The following is a 16,932-nucleotide window of genomic DNA, read 5'->3' as shown; positions in this document are numbered from 1 at the left end:
CGGTGCCCGGCCCCCGAACACGGGTCCGCACCGTAGGCAGGGGAAGTGGTGATCTGGATGCCTGCCGTCGTGGTGCTCGGAGCTCAGTGGGGCGACGAGGGCAAGGGCAAGGCGACCGACCAGCTCGGCTCGCGGACCGACTACGTCGTGAAGTTCAACGGCGGCAACAACGCGGGTCACACGGTCGTGATCGGGGGCGAGAAGTACGCCCTGCACCTGCTGCCCTCGGGCATCCTGTCGCCCGGCGTCGTGCCGGTCATCGGCAACGGCGTGGTCGTCGACATCGAGGTGCTCTTCGAGGAGATCGACGCGCTCGCGGCCCGCGGGGTGGACACGTCCGCCCTCAAGGTCTCGTCGGCCGCCCACGTCATCGCGCCGTACAACCGCACGCTGGACAAGGTCACGGAGCGGTTCCTGGGCAAGCGCCGGATCGGCACCACCGGTCGCGGCATCGGCCCGGCGTACTCCGACAAGATCAACCGCGTCGGCATCCGCATCCAGGACCTGTTCGACGAGAAGATCCTGCGGGAGAAGGTCGAGGGCGCCCTCGACCAGAAGAACCACCTGCTGGTGAAGGTCTACAACCGCCGGGCCATCACGGTCGACGAGACGGTCGAAGACCTGCTGCGCCACGCCGAGCGCCTGCACCCGATGGTCGCGGACACCCCGCTGCTGCTCAACACCGCGCTCGACCAGGGCAAGACGCTGGTCTTCGAGGCCGGCCAGGCCACCATGCTCGACGTCGACCACGGCACCTACCCGTTCGTCACGTCCTCGTCGGCCACGGCCGGCGGCGCGTGCACGGGCTCGGGCGTGGGGCCGACGAGGATCGACCGCGTGGTCGCCGTCGCCAAGGCGTACACCACCCGCGTCGGCGAGGGCCCGTTCCCCACCGAGCTGCTCGACGACGACGGCGAGTGGCTGCGGCAGACCGGCGGGGAGTTCGGCACCACCACCGGCCGTCCGCGCCGCACCGGCTGGTACGACGCCGTCGTGGTCCGCTACGCCAGCCGCGTCAACGGGCTCACCGACCTGGTGGTCACCAAGCTCGACGTGCTCACCGGCCGGGAGAAGATCCCCGTCGCCGTCGCGTACGACGTGCAGGGCCGCCGGTTCGACGAGATGCCCTACGACCAGTCCGACTTCCACCACGCCAAGCCGATCTACGAGTACCTGGACGGCTGGAGCGAGGACATCTCCGGCGCTCGGGAGTTCGACGACCTGCCCGCCGCGGCGCAGCGGTACCTGCTGCACCTCGAGGAGATCTCGGGCGCGCGCATCTCGTCGGTCGGCGTCGGACCGGGCCGCGAGGCCACGATCGTCCGGCACGAGCTGCTCAGCTGACCGGGACGACCTCCCGGGCCACGACCGGCAGCTCGAGGTCGGCGACCATGCGCTGCCGGACGACGGCGATCGGGTAGCCGACCGCCGCGACGCAGACCACGGTCGCGCCGAGGAAGACCGCGGGCAGGCCCCACTGCTCGGCCACCAGCCCGCCCAGCAGCGCGCCGAGCGGCATGAGCCCGTACCCGAGCGTCCGGCTGGCCCCGCCCACGCGGCCGAGCATTCCGGGCGCGACCATCCGCTGGCGCATGGACTGCGAGATCACGTTGCCGTTGGTGTTGAGGAAGCCGAGGAGGAACATGCCGACCGCGATGGCCGGCACCGTCGGGACGAGCACCGGGACGAGCATGAGCAGGGCGTCCAGCGTCCAGCACGTCAGCAGGAGCCGGACCTCGGGGATGCGCCGGCCCAGGGGCTCGGCGGCGATCGAGCCGAGCACCGCGCCGACCGCGAGGACGGCGATGACCAGCGGGTAGTGCGCGGGCTCGAGCCCGACGCGCGAGCCGGGGCCGACCATCCAGAGCACGAAGACGGCGAAGTAGCCGGTGCTGGCCATGTTCATCACGCTGCCGGCCACCAGCAGCGGGCGGAGCACCGGGTGCCGCACCAGGAAGCCGACGCCCTCGCGGACCTCGGCCAGCGCCGAGCGCTTCTCGGGGGCCGCGTGCTTGTACCTCCCGGGGATCCGCGTGGCGATGAGCAGCAGGGCGAGGACGCCCAGGCCGGCAGGTACCCCGAACACCCAGCCGGCGCCGAGGGCCAGCAGCCCGCCGGCGATCGGACCGCCGACGAACGCGGCCATGACCTGCTGCGCGGCGAGCGTGCGCCCGTTGGCAGCCTCGAGCCGGGACCGCGGCACGATGTCGGGCACCAGCGCCGAGCCGGCGAGGTCCACGAACACGTCGGTCACCCCGTACAGCAGCACGATCACCGTGAGGGCGGTCATGGTCATGTGCCCGGAGGCGACCAGCGCCACGGCCACCCCGAGCAGGAGCGCGCGGCCCGCGAGCCCGACCACCTGGGTGTACTTGCGGTCGCGGCGGTCGACGACCACGCCGGCCGCCAGTCCGAGCACCAGCCAGGGGAGCCAGGCGGCGGCGGTGAGCAGCGCGATCTGGCTGGGGGAGCGCGTGAGCGTGAGGGCGTACAGCGGCACGCCGGTCTGCACGATGCCGTCCCCGAGGTTGGCCATCCCGGTCGCGGTCAGGTGGGCGGCGAACCGGCTGCCGAGGGGTTCGCGCGTGGCGACCTGCTCGCTCATGGGGACTCCTGCGATGGGACGGTAGGATCGAAGAGAATTCTCTGCAAAGACAACTCTGCAAAGGTATCTCTGCGAATGAGCGAGAGCAAGCCCCTGCCGTTCCGTGCCCGTGCCATCGGGCCGGAGGAGCTCAAGGCGTTGGCGCACCCGCTGCGGATGGCGATGTACGACTACCTGTCCGAGCACGGGTCCGCCACCGCCAGCCAGCTGGGCCGGCGCCTGGGGGAGAGCAGCGGGCAGACCAGCTACCACCTGCGCCAGCTGGAGAAGCACGGCTTCGTCGAGGACGACCCGGCGCACGAGCGCGGCCGCGACCGGTGGTGGCGCGCGGTCGGCTACAGCGTCGACGGGCGGGACATGCTGCGCGACCCCCGCACCGCGGAGGCGGCCAACGCGCTGCTGCAGGGGGTCGTCGCCGAGCGCGCGCAGGTGCTGAGCCGGTGGATGCTCGCGGGGGACGCCCCGGAGTGGGAGGCCGCGGCGATGAACGACCGGACGACGGCGGACCTCACCCTGCAGGAGCTGGAGCAGGTCGTGGTGGCCGTGCAGGAGATCATCGACGGCGCGCTCAAGCACGCCAAGGAGCGCAAGGCGGCCGGCGACACCGAGGGTCGCCGCCGGGTGCGGATCTACTTCGACGCCCTCCCGTTGCCGCTCGACGAGAACGCCTGAGTTGTGTAGATCGCAAGAATCGCGGATGTTTCCGGTCGCGGGTGATGGAATCCGCACGCGAAGAGGTCCACCGTGGAAGGACTTGGTCCCTTCACGGAGGTCGTCATGACGCTCGTCGAGCACCACCCGTACTTCGATCTCGCCCCGGTCGTCGTCCCCTCGGCGCCCGGCGCCCAGCGGCACGCCGGCCTGCAGGCGTGGGTCGGCGCGGTCGCGGCGCTGACGGAGCCCGACGAGGTCGTCTGGGTGGACGGGTCCGCCGAGCAGGCGTCGGCGCTGGTCGAGGGCATGGTCGAGGCCGGCACCCTGATCCGGCTGAACGAGGAGCTGCGGCCGGGCTCCTACCTCGCGCGCTCCGACCCGTCCGACGTCGCCCGCGTCGAGGACCGCACGTTCATCTGCTCGGAGGACCCCGACGACGCCGGCCCGACCAACCACTGGCGCGAGCCGCACGTCATGCGCGCGGAGCTGGCGGGGGTGTTCGCCGGGTCGATGCGCGGGCGGACCATGTACGTCGTCCCGTTCTCGATGGGCCCGCTGGGCGGACCGATCTCGCAGCTGGGCGTCCAGGTCACCGACTCGCCCTACGTCGTCGTGAGCATGCGGATCATGACCCGGGTGGGCACCCCGGTGCTGGAGCTGCTGGGTGCCGACGGTGACTTCGTGCCCGCGGTCCACTCGGTAGGCGCGCCCCTGGAGCCCGGCGAGGCCGACGTGCCGTGGCCGTGCAGCTCCACCAAGTACATCGCCCACTTCCCCGAGACCCGGGAGATCTGGTCGTTCGGGTCCGGCTACGGCGGGAACGCCCTGCTGGGCAAGAAGTGCTTCGCGCTGCGGATCGCGTCGGTGATGGCGCGCGACGAGGGCTGGCTGGCCGAGCACATGCTCGTCCTGCGCGTGACCTCGCCGGCCGGGCAGGTGTCGCACGTCGCGGCCGCGTTCCCGTCGGCCTGCGGCAAGACGAACCTGGCGATGCTCCGTCCGACGATCCCGGGCTGGACGGTCGAGACCATCGGCGACGACATCGCCTGGCTGCGCCCGGGCGGACCCGGCACCGACGGCCGGCTGCGGGCGATCAACCCCGAGGCGGGCTTCTTCGGCGTCGCCCCCGGCACGGGCGTGAGCACCAACCCGGCGGCCATCGCGACCCTCACGCACGACGTGATCTTCACCAACGTCGCCCTCACCGACGAGGGCGACGTCTGGTGGGAGGGCCTGACCGACACCCCGCCGGACCACCTGACCGACTGGCAGGGCCGTGACTGGACCCCCGCGTCCGACGAGCCGGCCGCCCACCCGAACAGCCGGTTCACGGTCGCCGCCGAGCAGTGCCCGACCATCGCCGACGAGTGGGACTCGCCCGAGGGTGTGCCCATCGACGCGATCTGGTTCGGCGGCCGACGGGCCACCAACGTGCCGCTCGTGGTGCAGGCGCGGGACTGGGCGCACGGAGTGTTCCTGGGCGCGACGATCGCGTCCGAGCAGACCGCCGCCGCGGAGGGGCCCGTCGGGACCCTGCGTCGCGACCCCTTCGCCATGCTCCCGTTCTGCGGCTACAACATGGCCGACCACTGGGCGCACTGGCTGCGGCTCGGCGCGACCCTCTCGGCCCGCGGCATCCCGCTGCCGTCGGTGTTCGGCGTCAACTGGTTCCGCAAGGGCGCGGACGGCTCCTACCTGTGGCCAGGGTTCGGGGAGAACTCCCGGGTGCTCGCGTGGGCTCTCCAGCGGCTCGACGGGTCGCTGGAGGGGACCGACTCGCCCATCGGCGTGCTGCCGGCACCGGGCGAGCTGGGCCTGGACGGGCTCGACCTGCCGGCGGACGCGCTGGAGCAGCTGCTCGCGGTCGACGCGGCGGCGTGGCTCGCCGAGTGCGACCTGACCGAGGAGTTCTTCGCCCGGTTCGGCGACCGGCTGCCGCTCGCGATGGTCGACGAGCTGGACGGCCTCCGGGCACGTCTGCGGGCCATGGAGGCCGCCGGGTAGGCTCCCGGCACGTGAAGATCCTCGTCGTCGGCACCGGTGCCCGTGAGCACGCGCTGGTGCGCGCGCTGTCCCTCGACCCGGCGGTCACCGCGCTGCACGCGGCCCCGGGGAACCCCGGGATCGGGACGCTGGCCACGCTGCACGCGGTCGATCAGCTGGACGGTGCCGCGGTCGCGGTGCTCGCCACGTCGCTGGGCGCGGACCTCGTCGTCGTCGGCCCCGAGGCCCCGCTGGTCGCGGGCGTCGCCGACGCGGTGCGGGCGGAGGGGATCCCCGTGTTCGGCCCGTCCGCGGCCGGTGCGCAGCTCGAGGGGTCGAAGGCGTTCGCCAAGGAGGTCATGGCCGCCGCGGGCGTGCCCACCGCCGAGCCGCGCGTGGCGACCACGATCGAGGAGGCCGCCGCCGGCCTGGACGCGTTCGGCGCCCCGTACGTGGTCAAGGACGACGGGCTCGCGGCGGGCAAGGGCGTCGTCGTCACCGACGACCGTGCCGAGGCGCTGGCGCACGCGGCGGCCTGCCTGGCCAAGCCCGGTGGCCGGATCGTCGTCGAGGACTACCTGGACGGCCCGGAGATCTCCCTGTTCGTCCTGTCGGACGGCGCCGACGTGGTGCCGCTGGTGCCCGCACAGGACTTCAAGCGCGCGCACGACGGCGACGAGGGCCCGAACACGGGCGGGATGGGCGCGTACTCGCCGCTGCCGTGGGCGCCGGTGGACCTGGTCGACGAGGTGGTCGAGCGCGTCGCGCGCCCGACGATCGCCGAGATGGCGCGCCGCGGCACCCCGTTCTCCGGCGTCCTGTACGTCGGCCTGGCGCTCACGTCGACCGGCGTGAAGGTCGTCGAGTTCAACGCTCGGTTCGGCGACCCGGAGACGCAGGTCGTCCTCGCGCGGCTGGCGACGCCGCTGGCCGGGGTGCTGCTCGCGAGCGCGACCGGCACGCTCGGCACGCTGCCGCCGCTCCAGTGGCGCGACGACGCGGCCGTGACCGTCGTGATCGCGTCCGGCGGCTACCCGGGCACGGTTCGCTCCGGGGACCCGATCACAGGGATCGAGGCCGCCGACGCCCTGCCCGGGGTGCACGTGCTGCACGCGGGCACGGCTCTCCAGCTCAACCCGCCCGGTGATGACGACGACGCGATCGACGGCGCCCATCTCGTGGCGGCCGGCGGTCGCGTGCTGTCGGTCGTCGGCGTCGGGCCCGACCTGGCCGCCGCCCGCGCCGCGGCGTACGCGGGAGTCGCGCAGATCGACCTGCCGTTCTCGCACCACCGCTCGGACATCGCCGCCGCGGTGGCAGGCGCTCCGCTGGTCTAGGTTCGCGGGATGGGCAGCACCGAGAAGTTCGTGTACGGCGGCGGCGAGTGGGGCGGGGACGCGGACGTGGTCCCGAGCCTGACGATCCGGGTCCAGGACGGCGACATCGCCACCGTCGACTACCGGCCGGCACCGGACGGGCTCGGGCGGTTCTACCTGGGCTTCCAGCCGCGGGACTACTTCGACGACCCGGCGGAGAGCGACCCCGTCGACCTCGACGCCGAGGCCGAGGCGTTCGCGGAGTGGGCGCTGCTGGTCGGGGCCGTGGACGTCGAGGCCAAGCACGTGCGGAGGCTGCTGGCGGAGGCGCACGTGGACGAGCCGGAGGACACGTTCGTCGAGGAGACCGTCGAGCGGCTGGTGCGGCTGGTCGGGCTGCCCATCCCGGAGGGGCTCGAGGGCGGGGACGACCTCGTCTGATCCGGCACACTAGGCGCGTGACTGCTGACCTCCCGGGCTGGACCCACACGTACTCCGGCAAGGTCCGCGACCTGTACGTGCCCGACGGCTCGGCGGCGACGGCGTCGCTCGGTGACGTGGTGCTCGTCGTGGCCAGCGACCGGGTGTCCGCCTACGACCACGTGCTGAGCCCCGGGATCCCCGGCAAGGGCGTCGTCCTCACGCAGCTGAGCCTGTGGTGGTTCGAGCAGCTGGCGGACCTGGTGCCCAACCACGTGGTGTCGACCGACGTGCCCGCCGCGGTGGCGGGGCGCGCGATGGTCTGCCGACGGCTGGAGATGTTCCCGGTCGAGTGCGTCGCGCGCGGGTACCTGACCGGCTCGGGGCTGGCGGAGTACCGGGTGTCGCGGTCGGTCACCGGGATCGCACTGCCGGACGGCCTGGTCGACGGCTCCCGGTTGCCGGAGCCGATCTTCACGCCCGCCACCAAGGCGGAGCTCGGGGAGCACGACGAGAACGTGCCGTTCGAGACGGTGGTCGCGCAGGTGGGTGCCGAGGTGGCGGACGCGCTGCGGTCGCTCACCCTCGCGGTGTACGGCCGGGCGGAGGCCATCGCGCGCGAGCGCGGGGTGATCCTGGCCGACACCAAGCTCGAGTTCGGCACCGACCCCACGACGGGCGCGATCACGCTCGGCGACGAGGTGCTGACCCCGGACTCGTCGCGGTTCTGGCCCGCGGACCTCTGGCACCCCGGCCGCGCGCAGGCCAGCTTCGACAAGCAGTACGTCCGCGACTGGCTGACCTCCGACGCGTCCGGGTGGGACCGGGCGTCGGACACCCCGCCCCCGCCGCTGCCCGCGGACGTCGTCGCGCGCACCCGGGACCGGTACGTCGAGGCGTACGAGCGGCTGACCGGGAACCCGCTCGCCGTGTGAGGTTCCCGACAGGACCTTCGTCCGATTCGGCGCTCGAGCTGAGGTTAGGCTTGCCTCATTCGCTCGACCCCGATCCGATGGGAGCACTCCTGTGCGCATCGCGCGCCTCTCGGCCCTCGTGGCCACCGCGACGGCCGTCGCCCTCACCGTCACCGCATGCGGCGCGGCGTCCGACGACGCCACCGTGGAGCCGTCCGGCAGCGCGTCGGCCCCCGCGGAGGACATCTTCCCCGTGTCGATCGACTCGACGCTCGGCACCGCGGACATCCCCGCGAAGCCCGAGCGGGTGGTGACCCTCGGCTGGGGCGCGGCCGACATCGCGTTCTCGCTGGGCACGACGCCGGTAGGCATCGAGGCGGACACGTGGGGCGGCGACGCCGACGGCTACCAGCCGTGGTTCCGGGAGGCGGTCGAGGAGTCCGGCGACGAGCTGCCGACCACCATCGCGATGTACCCCGAGCTCGACATCGACGCGGTCGTCGCGCTCGAGCCCGACCTGGTGCTGGCCCCGCAGTCGGGGCTCGACCAGGCGACGTTCGACCAGCTCTCCGCGCTGGTCCCCGTCGTGGCCTACCCCGGCGAGCCGTGGCAGACCTCGCTGGAGGACCAGGTCACCATCGCGGCCGAGGCGCTGGGTGTGCCCGAGAAGGCGGAGGCGCTGCTCGCGGAGCGTCAGGCCGCGATCGACGACGCCGCCAACGAGAACCCGGAGCTGTCCGGGCTGACCTTCGCCTACGTGTACGGCGGCGACCAGCCCGGTGCGCTGTCCGTGTACCTGCCGGGCGACCCGCGGGTCGAGCTGCTCACCGGCCTCGGCCTCCAGCTGGCACCGTCCGTCTCGACGCTGACGTCCTCGCCCGGCACGTTCGTCGCGACCCTCGGGCTGGAGAACGCCGACCAGCTGAACGACGCCCAGCTGCTGTTCACGTGGTTCAACGACACCGACGAGCAGGCCGCGACCGAGGCGCAGCCGCTGTGGGCGCAGATCCCGGCGTTCGCCTCCGGCGCGTACGTCCCGATGATCGACAAGCAGCTGGGCATGGCCGTCTCGGTGGCCACCCCGCTGAGCGTGCCGTGGGCGCTCGACGAGTACCTGCCGCTCATCACGGCGGGCGCCGCGAAGACCGCTTCGTAGCCTTCGTCAGTGAGCACCGCCGTCGCGCGAGCCCCGCACGCCACCCGCGTGCGGGGCTCGCGCGCGCTCGTGCTCGGGCTGGGGCTGGTGGCGGCGGTGCTCCTGCTCGTCCTGGTGGTCGGGCTGAGCGTGGCCGTCGGGGCCAAGCCGGTGCCGCTGGGCGACGTGTGGTCGGCGTGGCGACACCCCGACGGGTCGTTCGTGTCCACCGTCGTCGCGTCGCGCATCCCGCGCACCCAGCTCGGGCTGCTCGTCGGTGCCGCGCTCGCGGTGGCCGGCGTCGTGATCCAGGGGCTCACGCGCAACCCGCTCGGGGACCCCGGCCTGCTCGGCGTGAGCGCCGGGGCGTCGGCGTCGCTGGTGGTCACGGCCGCGGTGCTCGGCGGCGCGGCGGGCCGGTCGGTGTGGGCGGCCGTCCCGGGGGCCTTGCTCGCGGCCGTCGCGGTGTACCTGATCGGCTCCGGTGGCCGACGAGCCACGCCCGTGCGGCTGGTCCTGGCCGGCGCGGCCGTCTCCGCGGTGCTGGTGGCGGTCGTCGAGGGGATCACGCTGGCCAACCCGGAGGTGTTCGACACCTACCGGTTCTGGGTGGTGGGGTCGCTGGCCGGCCGCCCGCCGTCGACCGTGGACGCGGTGCTCCCGTTCGTCGTGGTCGGTCTGCTGGTGTGCCTGCTGCTGGCGCGGCCGCTCAACGCGCTCGCGCTCGGCGACGAGGCCGCGACCTCCCTCGGGCTGCGTGCCGGCCGCACCCGCCTGCTCGGCGCCGCGGGGGCCACCGTGCTGTGCGCCGCCGCGGTGGCCGCCGTCGGGCCCATCGCGTTCGTCGGGCTCGCGGTCCCGCACGTCGTGCGTGGGTTCACCGGGTCGGACCACCGCTGGCTCCTGCCGTACTGCCTGCTGCTCGGCCCGGTCCTGCTGCTCGCCGCCGACGTCCTCGGTCGGGTGCTGACGCGGCCCGGCGAGCTGCCGGTCGGCGCGGTCACCGCGTTCGTCGGGGCGCCGTTCCTCATCGCGGCCGTGCGTCGAGGACGGGTGGGTCTGTGACCGCCGTCCTCACCCTCGGGCCGGCCGTCACCGTCCGCTGGCACCGCCGCCCGGTCGTCGTCTGCGTCGTCGCGCTGGCGCTCGTGCTGGTCACCGCCCTGATCACGCTCGCGCTCGGTCAGCTCGGCATCCCGCTCGCGGAGCTGCCTTCCGTCCTCGCCGGCAACGGCTCCCGCACGCAGGAGTGGGTGCTCTGGACCAACCGCCTGCCCCGGTTGCTCGTCGGAGCCGCGGCGGGGGCGGCGTTCGCCGTGTCGGGGGCGATGTTCCAGTCGATCACGCGCAACCCGCTCGGCAGCCCGGACATCATCGGGCTCGGCGCCGGCGCGGCTGCGGGTGCCGCGGCCGCGGGGCTCGTGTGGCCGGGTACCCTCCCCGTGCCCGTCGGGGCGCTGATCGGTGCGGGGGTCGCGATCGGCGCGGTCTACCTCGGCTCGGGTGCCGGGTTCCGGGCGCCGCTGCGGATGGTGGTCGTCGGCATCGCGGTCGGCGCGATGTCGCTGGCGTTCTTGCAGCTGGCGCTCGCCCGGGCCACCCGCGAGGACGCGCAGGTGCTCGCCGCGTACCTCAACGGCAGCCTCGCGTCCCGGTCCTGGTCGGACGTGGTCCTCATCGTCGGTGCGCTGGTGGTCCTGCTCCCCGCGGCGCTCGCGCTCACCCGGCCGATGCAGCTGGTGGAGATGGGCGACGAGGTGGCGGTCGCGGTCGGTGTGCCCGCGGACCGGGTGCGCACGTGGGCGGTGGTCGTCGGCGTCCTGCTGATGGCCGCGGCGGTCTCGGTGAGCGGCCCGATCGCGTTCGTCGCGCTCACCGCCCCGCAGATCGCCCGTCGGCTGACCCGGTCGACCGGACCGGGTATGGTCGCCGCCGCGTGCTGCGGCGCCGCGGTGCTGGTCGTCGCGGACCTGGTCGCCCAGTACGCGGTGCCGGGCATCGAGTACCCCGTGGGGGTGGTCACCGCCGCGCTCGGCGGCGCGTACCTCGCGTTCCTGCTGGTCCGCGAGTGGAGGAGGAGTCCCGCGTGAACGGTCCGCCGCTGGAGGCGTCCGACCTGACGCTCGCCTACGACCAGCTGGTCGTCGCCACGAACCTGTCCGTGCAGATCCCGCGCTCGTCGTTCACGGTCATCATCGGCCCGAACGGGTGCGGCAAGTCGACCCTCCTGCGCGCGCTCGGCCGGACCCTCAAGCCGCGTGCCGGGCAGGTGCTGCTGGACGGCGTGCCGATCTCGTCGCTGCGGAGCAAGGACGTCGCCCGGCGGCTGGCGCTCCTGCCGCAGGCCCCGATCGCGCCCGAGTCGATCACCGTCGGCGACCTGGTGGCCCGCGGCCGGTACCCGCACCAGGGGCTCCTGCGGCAGTGGTCGGCGGCCGACGCCCGCGCGGTCGCGGACGCTCTGGCAGCCACCGAGGTCGCCGACCTGCGGGAGCGGTTCGTCGCCGAGCTGTCCGGCGGCCAGCGCCAGCGCGTGTGGCTGGCCATGGCGCTCGCGCAGCAGACCGACCTGCTGCTCCTCGACGAGCCGACGACCTTTCTCGACATCGCCCACCAGTTCGAGGTCATGGACCTGTGCGCGCGGCTGCACGAGCAGGGCCGCACGCTCGTCGCGGTGCTGCACGACCTCAACCAGGCCGCCCGGTACGCCACCCACCTGATCGCCATGAAGGCGGGCGTGATCGTCGCCGAGGGGCCGCCGTCCGACGTCGTCACCGAGCCCCTGGTGCGTGAGGTGTTCGGGCTGGCGTGCCGCGTGGTGCCCGACCCGGAGACCGGGACGCCGATGGTGGTGCCCGCCCGCCGGGACGCGCACGTCCGCCACGTCCGCTAGAGCCGGACCTCGTCCAGGGCCGTCAGGGGCAGCCAGCGCTGGCGGTCGCCGAGCGCGCCGACGGGTGCGAGGACGTCGGCACCGGTCAACGGCCCGAGGTCGAGCCCGGTGAGCTCCTCGACGTCCGCGACCGGCACCTGGAACGTGCGGAACGGGCCGAGGGGTGGCACCTCGCCCGCTGCCTGGAGCCTGGTCACGAACGGCGTCTGGTCGAGGACGAACGCGGCGGCGCGCAGCTCTCCCGCGGACGCCCAGGCGGCGACCTTCCAGAACAGCCGGGGGATCCCGACGCCGCGGTAGATCGGGTCGTCGTCGGCGAGGACGGGTCCCGTGAACACCGAGACCCGGCTGCCCTGGGCCCGCGCGTACTCCAGCACGTGGTCCTCGAGGCCCACCCAGAGCAGCTCGCCCTGGTTGAACGCGGAGGCCTGCGGCGCGGCGTTCGGGTAGGCGAACGTGTCGAGGTTGGCCCGGCGCGCGGTGACGAGGTCGCCCCAGACCGGGTCGCGTCGGCGGACCAGGTGGCCGCGGTCGAGGTCGTTGCGCACGTACAGCTCCGGGCCGACCTGCTCGTCGGCGGGGACGCGCGGGTCCAGGTGCCAGTCGTCGCTGCGCTCGAGGTTCACCAGCTGGGCGCCGTCGATGTTCACCGCCGTCGCGGCGGCCAGCCCGCGCTCCGGGTCGAGCAGCACGGTGAAGTGCGTCGACGGCAGCGTGCGGACGGCCTGGGCCGGGACCGGGAGGGGCACAGGCGGACCGAGGAACGTCGGGTCGTATCCCGCCTCTACGGTGCTCACATGGGGACCGTACCGACTGACCTGCTCCTGCGCTCCGCGCGGCTCCTCGACCACGACGCGCCCGTCGACGTGCTGCTCCGCGCCGGCAGGGTCGCCGCGGTCGGCACGTCGCTCGCCGCGGACGGCCCGGTGGTCGACCTCGACGGCCGCTGGCTGATGCCCGGGCTCTGGGACGCGCACGTGCACCTGACGCAGTGGGCGCTCGCCCGGCGCCGGCTCGACGTCTCCGGCGCCACCTCGGCCGCGCACGCCGTCGCGTTGGCCGCGGCCGCGCCGCCGCCCGTCCCCGGCACGGCGCTCGTCGGCTTCGGCTTCCGTGACGGACTGTGGCCCGACGAGCCGACCGCGGCCCTGCTCGACGCGGCCGTCGGTGACACGCCCGTGGTCCTCGTCTCGGGCGACCTGCACTGCGGCTGGGCGTCGACGGCGGGCCTGCGCTTCCTCGGCGTCGGGCACCACCCGACCGGGCTGCTGCGCGAGTCCGAGTGGCTGCCGCTGCAGGGGATCGTCGACCACGTGCCCGACGACGTCGGCGACGCCCTGGTCGACGACGCCACCGCGGCGGCCGCGGCACGCGGGGTGATCGGCGTGGTCGACCTGGAGATCGCCGACAACCTCGCCGTCTGGCGTCGTCGCGCCGCGGCCCGGCCCGGTCGGCTGCGCGTGCGGGCGGGCGTGTGGGAGGAGTACCTCGACCGCGTGGTCCGTGAGGACCTGCACACCGGCGACCCCGTCGGCGGGCTCGTCGAGCAGGGGCCGCTCAAGGTGATCACCGACGGCTCGCTCAACACCCGCACCGCGTACTGCCACGACCCGTACCCCGGGCTGACCGGCCCGAACGCGCGGGGCCTCCTCGCCGTCCCCGCCTCGCGCCTGGCCCCGCTGATGGCGCACGCCACCCGGCACGGCCTGCGCTGCGCGATCCACGCGATCGGCGACGCCGCGAACGCCCTCGCGCTCGACGCGTACGCCGCCTCCGGGGCCACCGGGTCGATCGAGCATGCGCAGCTGGTGTCGTGGGACGACGTCGAGCGGTTCGCGGCGCTCGGCGTGGTGGCCAGCGTGCAGCCCGAGCACGCGATGGACGACCGCGACGTCGCCGACCACCACTGGGCGGGCCGCACCGACCGCGCCTTCGCGTTCGGCGCCCTGCACCGGGCGGGCGTGCGGCTGGCGCTCGGCTCCGACGCGCCGGTGTCGCCCCTGGACCCGTGGATCGCGGTCGACGCCGCGGTCACCCGGTCCCGCGACGGGCGGTCGCCGTGGCACCCCGAGCAGGTGCTCGACCGTCGGGTGGCGCTGGAGTCGTCGGTCGACGGCCGCGGGCTGGCGCCGCTGGTCGGTGCACCTGCGGACCTGGTCGTGCTCGACGCCGACCCACTGACCGCCCCGCTGCGCGGGATGCCGGTCGCCGGCACGCTCGTCGCGGGGGGCTGGTCGCACCGCGGGTTCTGACGGCTGCTCGGTTCTGGCTCTGTTCCGGTTGGATGAGTGCCATGCGTGCCGTGGTGATCTCCGAGTTCGGCGTCGTGCCCACCGTCCAGGAGGTCCCCGCGCCCGACTGCCCCGACGACGGCGTCGTCCTGCGGGTCACCGCCACCGGCGTGTGCCGGTCCGACTGGCACGGCTGGCAGGGGCACGACGATGACATCACGCTGCCCCACGTCCCCGGGCACGAGCTGGCCGGGGTGGTCGCCGCCGCCGGACCGCGCGTGCGCTCCTGGGCGGTCGGCGACGAGGTCACCGTGCCGTTCGTGTGCGCCTGCGGTACGTGCGCCGCGTGCCTGGCCGGTGAGCAGCAGGTCTGCGAGCGGCAGCGTCAGCCGGGGTTCACCGACGACGGCTCGTTCGCCGAACTCGTCGCGATCCACCACGCCGACGTCAACCTGGTCCGGCTGCCCGCCGGGATGTCACCGGTCACCGCCGCGGGCCTCGGCTGCCGGTTCGCCACCGCCTACCGAGCGGTCACGGTGCACGGTCGGGTCGCCGCGGGGGACTGGGTCGCGGTGCACGGGTGCGGTGGCGTGGGGCTGTCCGCGGTCATGGTGGCCGTCGCCGCCGGTGCTCGCGTGGTGGCGGTCGACGTGTCTGCCTCCGCGCGCGAGGCGGCGCTCGCGATGGGTGCGTCCGTCGCGCTGGACGGCTCCGGAGACGTCGCCGCCCAGGTGCACGAGGTGACTGGCGGAGGTGCCGCGGTCTCGCTCGACGCCCTGGGCAGCCGCGCCACGGCGGAGGCCTCGATCCTGTCGCTGCGTCGGCGCGGCCGGCACGTCCAGGTCGGGCTGCTGCTCGGAGCGGACACCGCCCCGCCGCTGCCGATGGGCCGCGTGATCGGTTGGGAGCTCGAGGTCTACGGCAGCCACGGGATGGCCGCGCACGAGTACCCCGCGATGCTGGCGCGGATCGCGTCGGGGGAGCTGGACCCGTCCCGCCTGGTCGGACGCACCGTCGGGCTCGACGACGCCGCTGGCGCACTCGCGGCGTTCGGCGATGGCTCGGGTGGGCCGGGGATGACGGTCGTCGTCCCCTGACCCTCAGCTCCGGACCGCGCTCCGGGTCTCCTCGTCGGACCCCATCGCGACCGACAGCGCCGCGGCCTGCTCAGCACGCGCCGCGTCCGCCGACCGGCGCCGCGCAGCCCCCCACTGCGTCAGCCCGACACCGGCGAGCACGACCGCCCCGCCGACCGGCTCGTACCAGTGCAGCCCCTCGTGCAGGACGAGCACCCCGAGGGTCGTCGAGACCAGCGGGATCACGTACGTGACGCTCGCGGTGACCGTGGCGCCGGCGATCGCCAGCACGCGCCAGAACAGCACGTACGCCAGCCCGGTGCCGCCGAGCCCCAGCGCGAGCAGGGCCAGCGCGGGTGCGGGGGCGAGCTCGCCGGTGAGGGGGGTGGAGACCGCGAACGGCAGGATCAGCACCGCGCCGACCGCCAGCTGGATGGCCGGCAGCGCGACGTTCGACAGGCCCGTCGTGGTCAGCCGGCGGCGGCTCCACGCGTTGCCGATGCCGTAGCAGAACGTGGCGCCGAGGAGCATCAGGCCGCCGACCAGGTCGATCGCACCCGAGTTCCAGACGCCCAGCAGCACCGCGATGCCGGCGAAGCCCAGCACCAGTCCGCCGACCTGCACCCGGTCCGGACGCTCGCTCGGCAGGAGGAGCGCCACGAACACCGCCGTGAACAGCGGGGTCGTCGCGTTGACGAGGCCGGCGAGCACCGAGGTCACCCGCTGCTCTGCCAGCGCGAAGAGCACGAACGGGATCGCCGTCATCACCGCGCCGACGATGACGAAGTCGCCCAGCTGACCGCGCCCGATCCGCACGCGCTCGCGCCGCACCAGCAGGATCACGGCGAGCGCCACGAACCCGATGATGATCCGACCGAACGCCACCTGCGTGGGCGCGAACGTGCGCAGCGCCGTGGCGATGAACAGGAAGCTGCACCCCCACAGGACCGCGAGCACCAGATAGGGGCCGATCCAGCCACGGGTCGAGGGGGCCGGAGAGGTCATGGGCGCATCATGCCTCGCGCCACCGACACGCGACCGCGTCCGACCAGAGGGTCGGCGGCGGCGCGGCATGCGCGCCGCGCCTCCGGGTCGGATCCGGACGACCACTGACCGTCAGAACGGTGGGTCACCCCAGTCGGAGGGTGGCAATGGTGGTCGGTGGATGAGTGCGACGGGGGTGGTGTGGATGGGGATGGGGTGGCGGGCGTAGGTCAGTCCGTGGCGGTCGGTCCAGGTGGAGATGCCGGTGTGCCGGTCGTGGGTGACTCGCCACCAGCCCTTGGTCTTCGCCTGGTGGTGGTGTTTGCACAGCGAGTGGAGGTTCGCTTCGCAGGTCTGGGGATCGTGCGGCTGGTCGCTCGGCCTGCGGGTGTGGTTGTAGGGGATGCGGTGGTCGATCTCGCACCGGGTCGACGGCTGCCTGCAGCCGGGGAACGTACAGGTCACGTCCCGTGCGATGACGGTGCGGGTCAGGTCCGCGCCGGGCCGGTAGGTCTGGGTGCCGACGGAGCGGGCCTGGCCGGTGGTGGGGTCGGTCAGGAGGCGTCGCCAGGTGGCGTCCTGGGCGAGCTCGCGGGCGACCTGGGCGGGGATCGGCCCGTAGGAGCCGAGGGTGGCGGGGTGGTCGTCCAGGCCGGCGAGGGTGGTGGCGGCGACGGTGACCTGCAGGGCGACCCGTTGCCCGTGCCGGGTGGGCAGGGCG

Annotated in this window: 16 protein-coding genes; 12 read left to right on the top strand and 4 right to left on the bottom strand. The window is 74.0% G+C overall.

Features of this window, described 5'->3' with window-relative positions; translation table 11 throughout:
* Positions 1 to 57 precede the first annotated feature (57 nt).
* Entirely contained in the window at positions 58 to 1,344 is a 1,287-nt protein-coding gene (locus HP550_RS00340) for an adenylosuccinate synthase (protein WP_175345611.1), read from the top strand.
* Here the strand turns inward: HP550_RS00340 and HP550_RS00335 are convergent.
* Positions 1,337 to 2,605 (bottom strand): MFS transporter, encoded by a 1,269-nt coding sequence (locus HP550_RS00335; protein WP_175345610.1) that lies wholly within the window; start codon positions 2,603 to 2,605, stop codon positions 1,337 to 1,339. The genes HP550_RS00340 and HP550_RS00335 overlap by 8 nt on opposite strands.
* A gap of 75 nt (positions 2,606 to 2,680) precedes the next feature.
* Here HP550_RS00335 and HP550_RS00330 point away from each other — a divergent pair, with 75 nt between their 5' ends.
* The 9 genes from HP550_RS00330 (at position 2,681) to HP550_RS00290 (ending at position 11,920) form a co-directional block, all read left to right on the top strand.
* Positions 2,681 to 3,277, top strand: a complete 597-nt coding sequence (locus tag HP550_RS00330; RefSeq protein WP_175345609.1) for a winged helix-turn-helix domain-containing protein — start codon at positions 2,681 to 2,683, stop codon at positions 3,275 to 3,277.
* Positions 3,278 to 3,382: 105 nt separating this feature from the next.
* A complete protein-coding gene (locus HP550_RS00325; RefSeq protein ID WP_175345608.1) occupies positions 3,383 to 5,263 on the top strand; it encodes a phosphoenolpyruvate carboxykinase (GTP) in 1,881 nt (626 codons plus the stop codon).
* A gap of 11 nt (positions 5,264 to 5,274) precedes the next feature.
* Positions 5,275 to 6,579, top strand: coding sequence for a phosphoribosylamine--glycine ligase (gene purD, locus HP550_RS00320; RefSeq protein WP_175345607.1), 1,305 nt, complete (start codon positions 5,275 to 5,277; stop codon positions 6,577 to 6,579).
* A 9-nt stretch (positions 6,580 to 6,588) separates the two neighbouring features.
* Positions 6,589 to 6,999 (top strand): hypothetical protein, encoded by a 411-nt coding sequence (locus tag HP550_RS00315; RefSeq protein WP_175345606.1) that lies wholly within the window; start codon positions 6,589 to 6,591, stop codon positions 6,997 to 6,999.
* 17 nt (positions 7,000 to 7,016) lie between these two features.
* Positions 7,017 to 7,913 (top strand): phosphoribosylaminoimidazolesuccinocarboxamide synthase, encoded by an 897-nt coding sequence (locus HP550_RS00310; RefSeq protein ID WP_343047862.1) that lies wholly within the window; start codon positions 7,017 to 7,019, stop codon positions 7,911 to 7,913.
* 91 nt (positions 7,914 to 8,004) lie between these two features.
* On the top strand, positions 8,005 to 9,048 hold the full coding sequence (locus HP550_RS00305; protein ID WP_175345605.1) for an ABC transporter substrate-binding protein: 1,044 nt from the start codon (positions 8,005 to 8,007) through the stop codon (positions 9,046 to 9,048).
* Positions 9,049 to 9,057: 9 nt separating this feature from the next.
* Complete coding sequence (locus HP550_RS00300) at positions 9,058 to 10,092, top strand: iron chelate uptake ABC transporter family permease subunit (RefSeq protein ID WP_175345604.1); 1,035 nt, start codon at positions 9,058 to 9,060, stop codon at positions 10,090 to 10,092.
* Positions 10,089 to 11,117, top strand: a complete 1,029-nt coding sequence (locus HP550_RS00295) for an iron chelate uptake ABC transporter family permease subunit (RefSeq protein ID WP_175345603.1) — start codon at positions 10,089 to 10,091, stop codon at positions 11,115 to 11,117. The genes HP550_RS00300 and HP550_RS00295 overlap by 4 nt, the downstream gene beginning before the upstream one ends.
* Entirely contained in the window at positions 11,114 to 11,920 is an 807-nt protein-coding gene (locus tag HP550_RS00290) for an ATP-binding cassette domain-containing protein (protein ID WP_175345602.1), read from the top strand. Before HP550_RS00295 ends, HP550_RS00290 begins: the two co-directional genes overlap by 4 nt.
* Here the strand turns inward: HP550_RS00290 and HP550_RS00285 are convergent.
* Positions 11,917 to 12,717 (bottom strand): DNA/RNA non-specific endonuclease, encoded by an 801-nt coding sequence (locus HP550_RS00285; protein WP_175345601.1) that lies wholly within the window; start codon positions 12,715 to 12,717, stop codon positions 11,917 to 11,919. The genes HP550_RS00290 and HP550_RS00285 overlap by 4 nt on opposite strands.
* Here HP550_RS00285 and HP550_RS00280 point away from each other — a divergent pair, their 5' ends adjacent.
* Both HP550_RS00280 and HP550_RS00275 read left to right on the top strand, forming a co-directional pair.
* Complete coding sequence (locus HP550_RS00280; RefSeq protein WP_175345600.1) at positions 12,718 to 14,172, top strand: amidohydrolase; 1,455 nt, start codon at positions 12,718 to 12,720, stop codon at positions 14,170 to 14,172. It abuts the gene before it with no gap.
* Between the two features lie 41 nt (positions 14,173 to 14,213).
* Positions 14,214 to 15,248, top strand: a complete 1,035-nt coding sequence (locus HP550_RS00275; RefSeq protein ID WP_175345599.1) for a zinc-binding dehydrogenase — start codon at positions 14,214 to 14,216, stop codon at positions 15,246 to 15,248.
* A gap of 3 nt (positions 15,249 to 15,251) precedes the next feature.
* Here HP550_RS00275 and HP550_RS00270 read toward each other — a convergent pair whose 3' ends face one another.
* Together HP550_RS00270 and HP550_RS00265 are read right to left on the bottom strand one after the other, a co-directional pair.
* Positions 15,252 to 16,232 carry a DMT family transporter gene (locus tag HP550_RS00270; RefSeq protein WP_175345598.1) on the bottom strand — a complete coding sequence of 327 codons (981 nt, stop codon included), beginning with the start codon at positions 16,230 to 16,232 and terminating at the stop codon, positions 15,252 to 15,254.
* 111 nt (positions 16,233 to 16,343) lie between these two features.
* Positions 16,344 to 16,932, bottom strand: a 589-nt coding sequence (locus HP550_RS00265) for an HNH endonuclease signature motif containing protein (protein ID WP_175345597.1), incomplete at its 5' end; no start/stop codon positions are given.

This window comes from Cellulomonas humilata (assembly GCF_013359775.1).
Lineage (GTDB): Bacteria > Actinomycetota > Actinomycetes > Actinomycetales > Cellulomonadaceae > Cellulomonas > Cellulomonas humilata.
The sequence above is the reverse complement of the archived record's forward strand: the minus strand, read 5'-3'. Positions and strand labels throughout refer to the sequence as shown.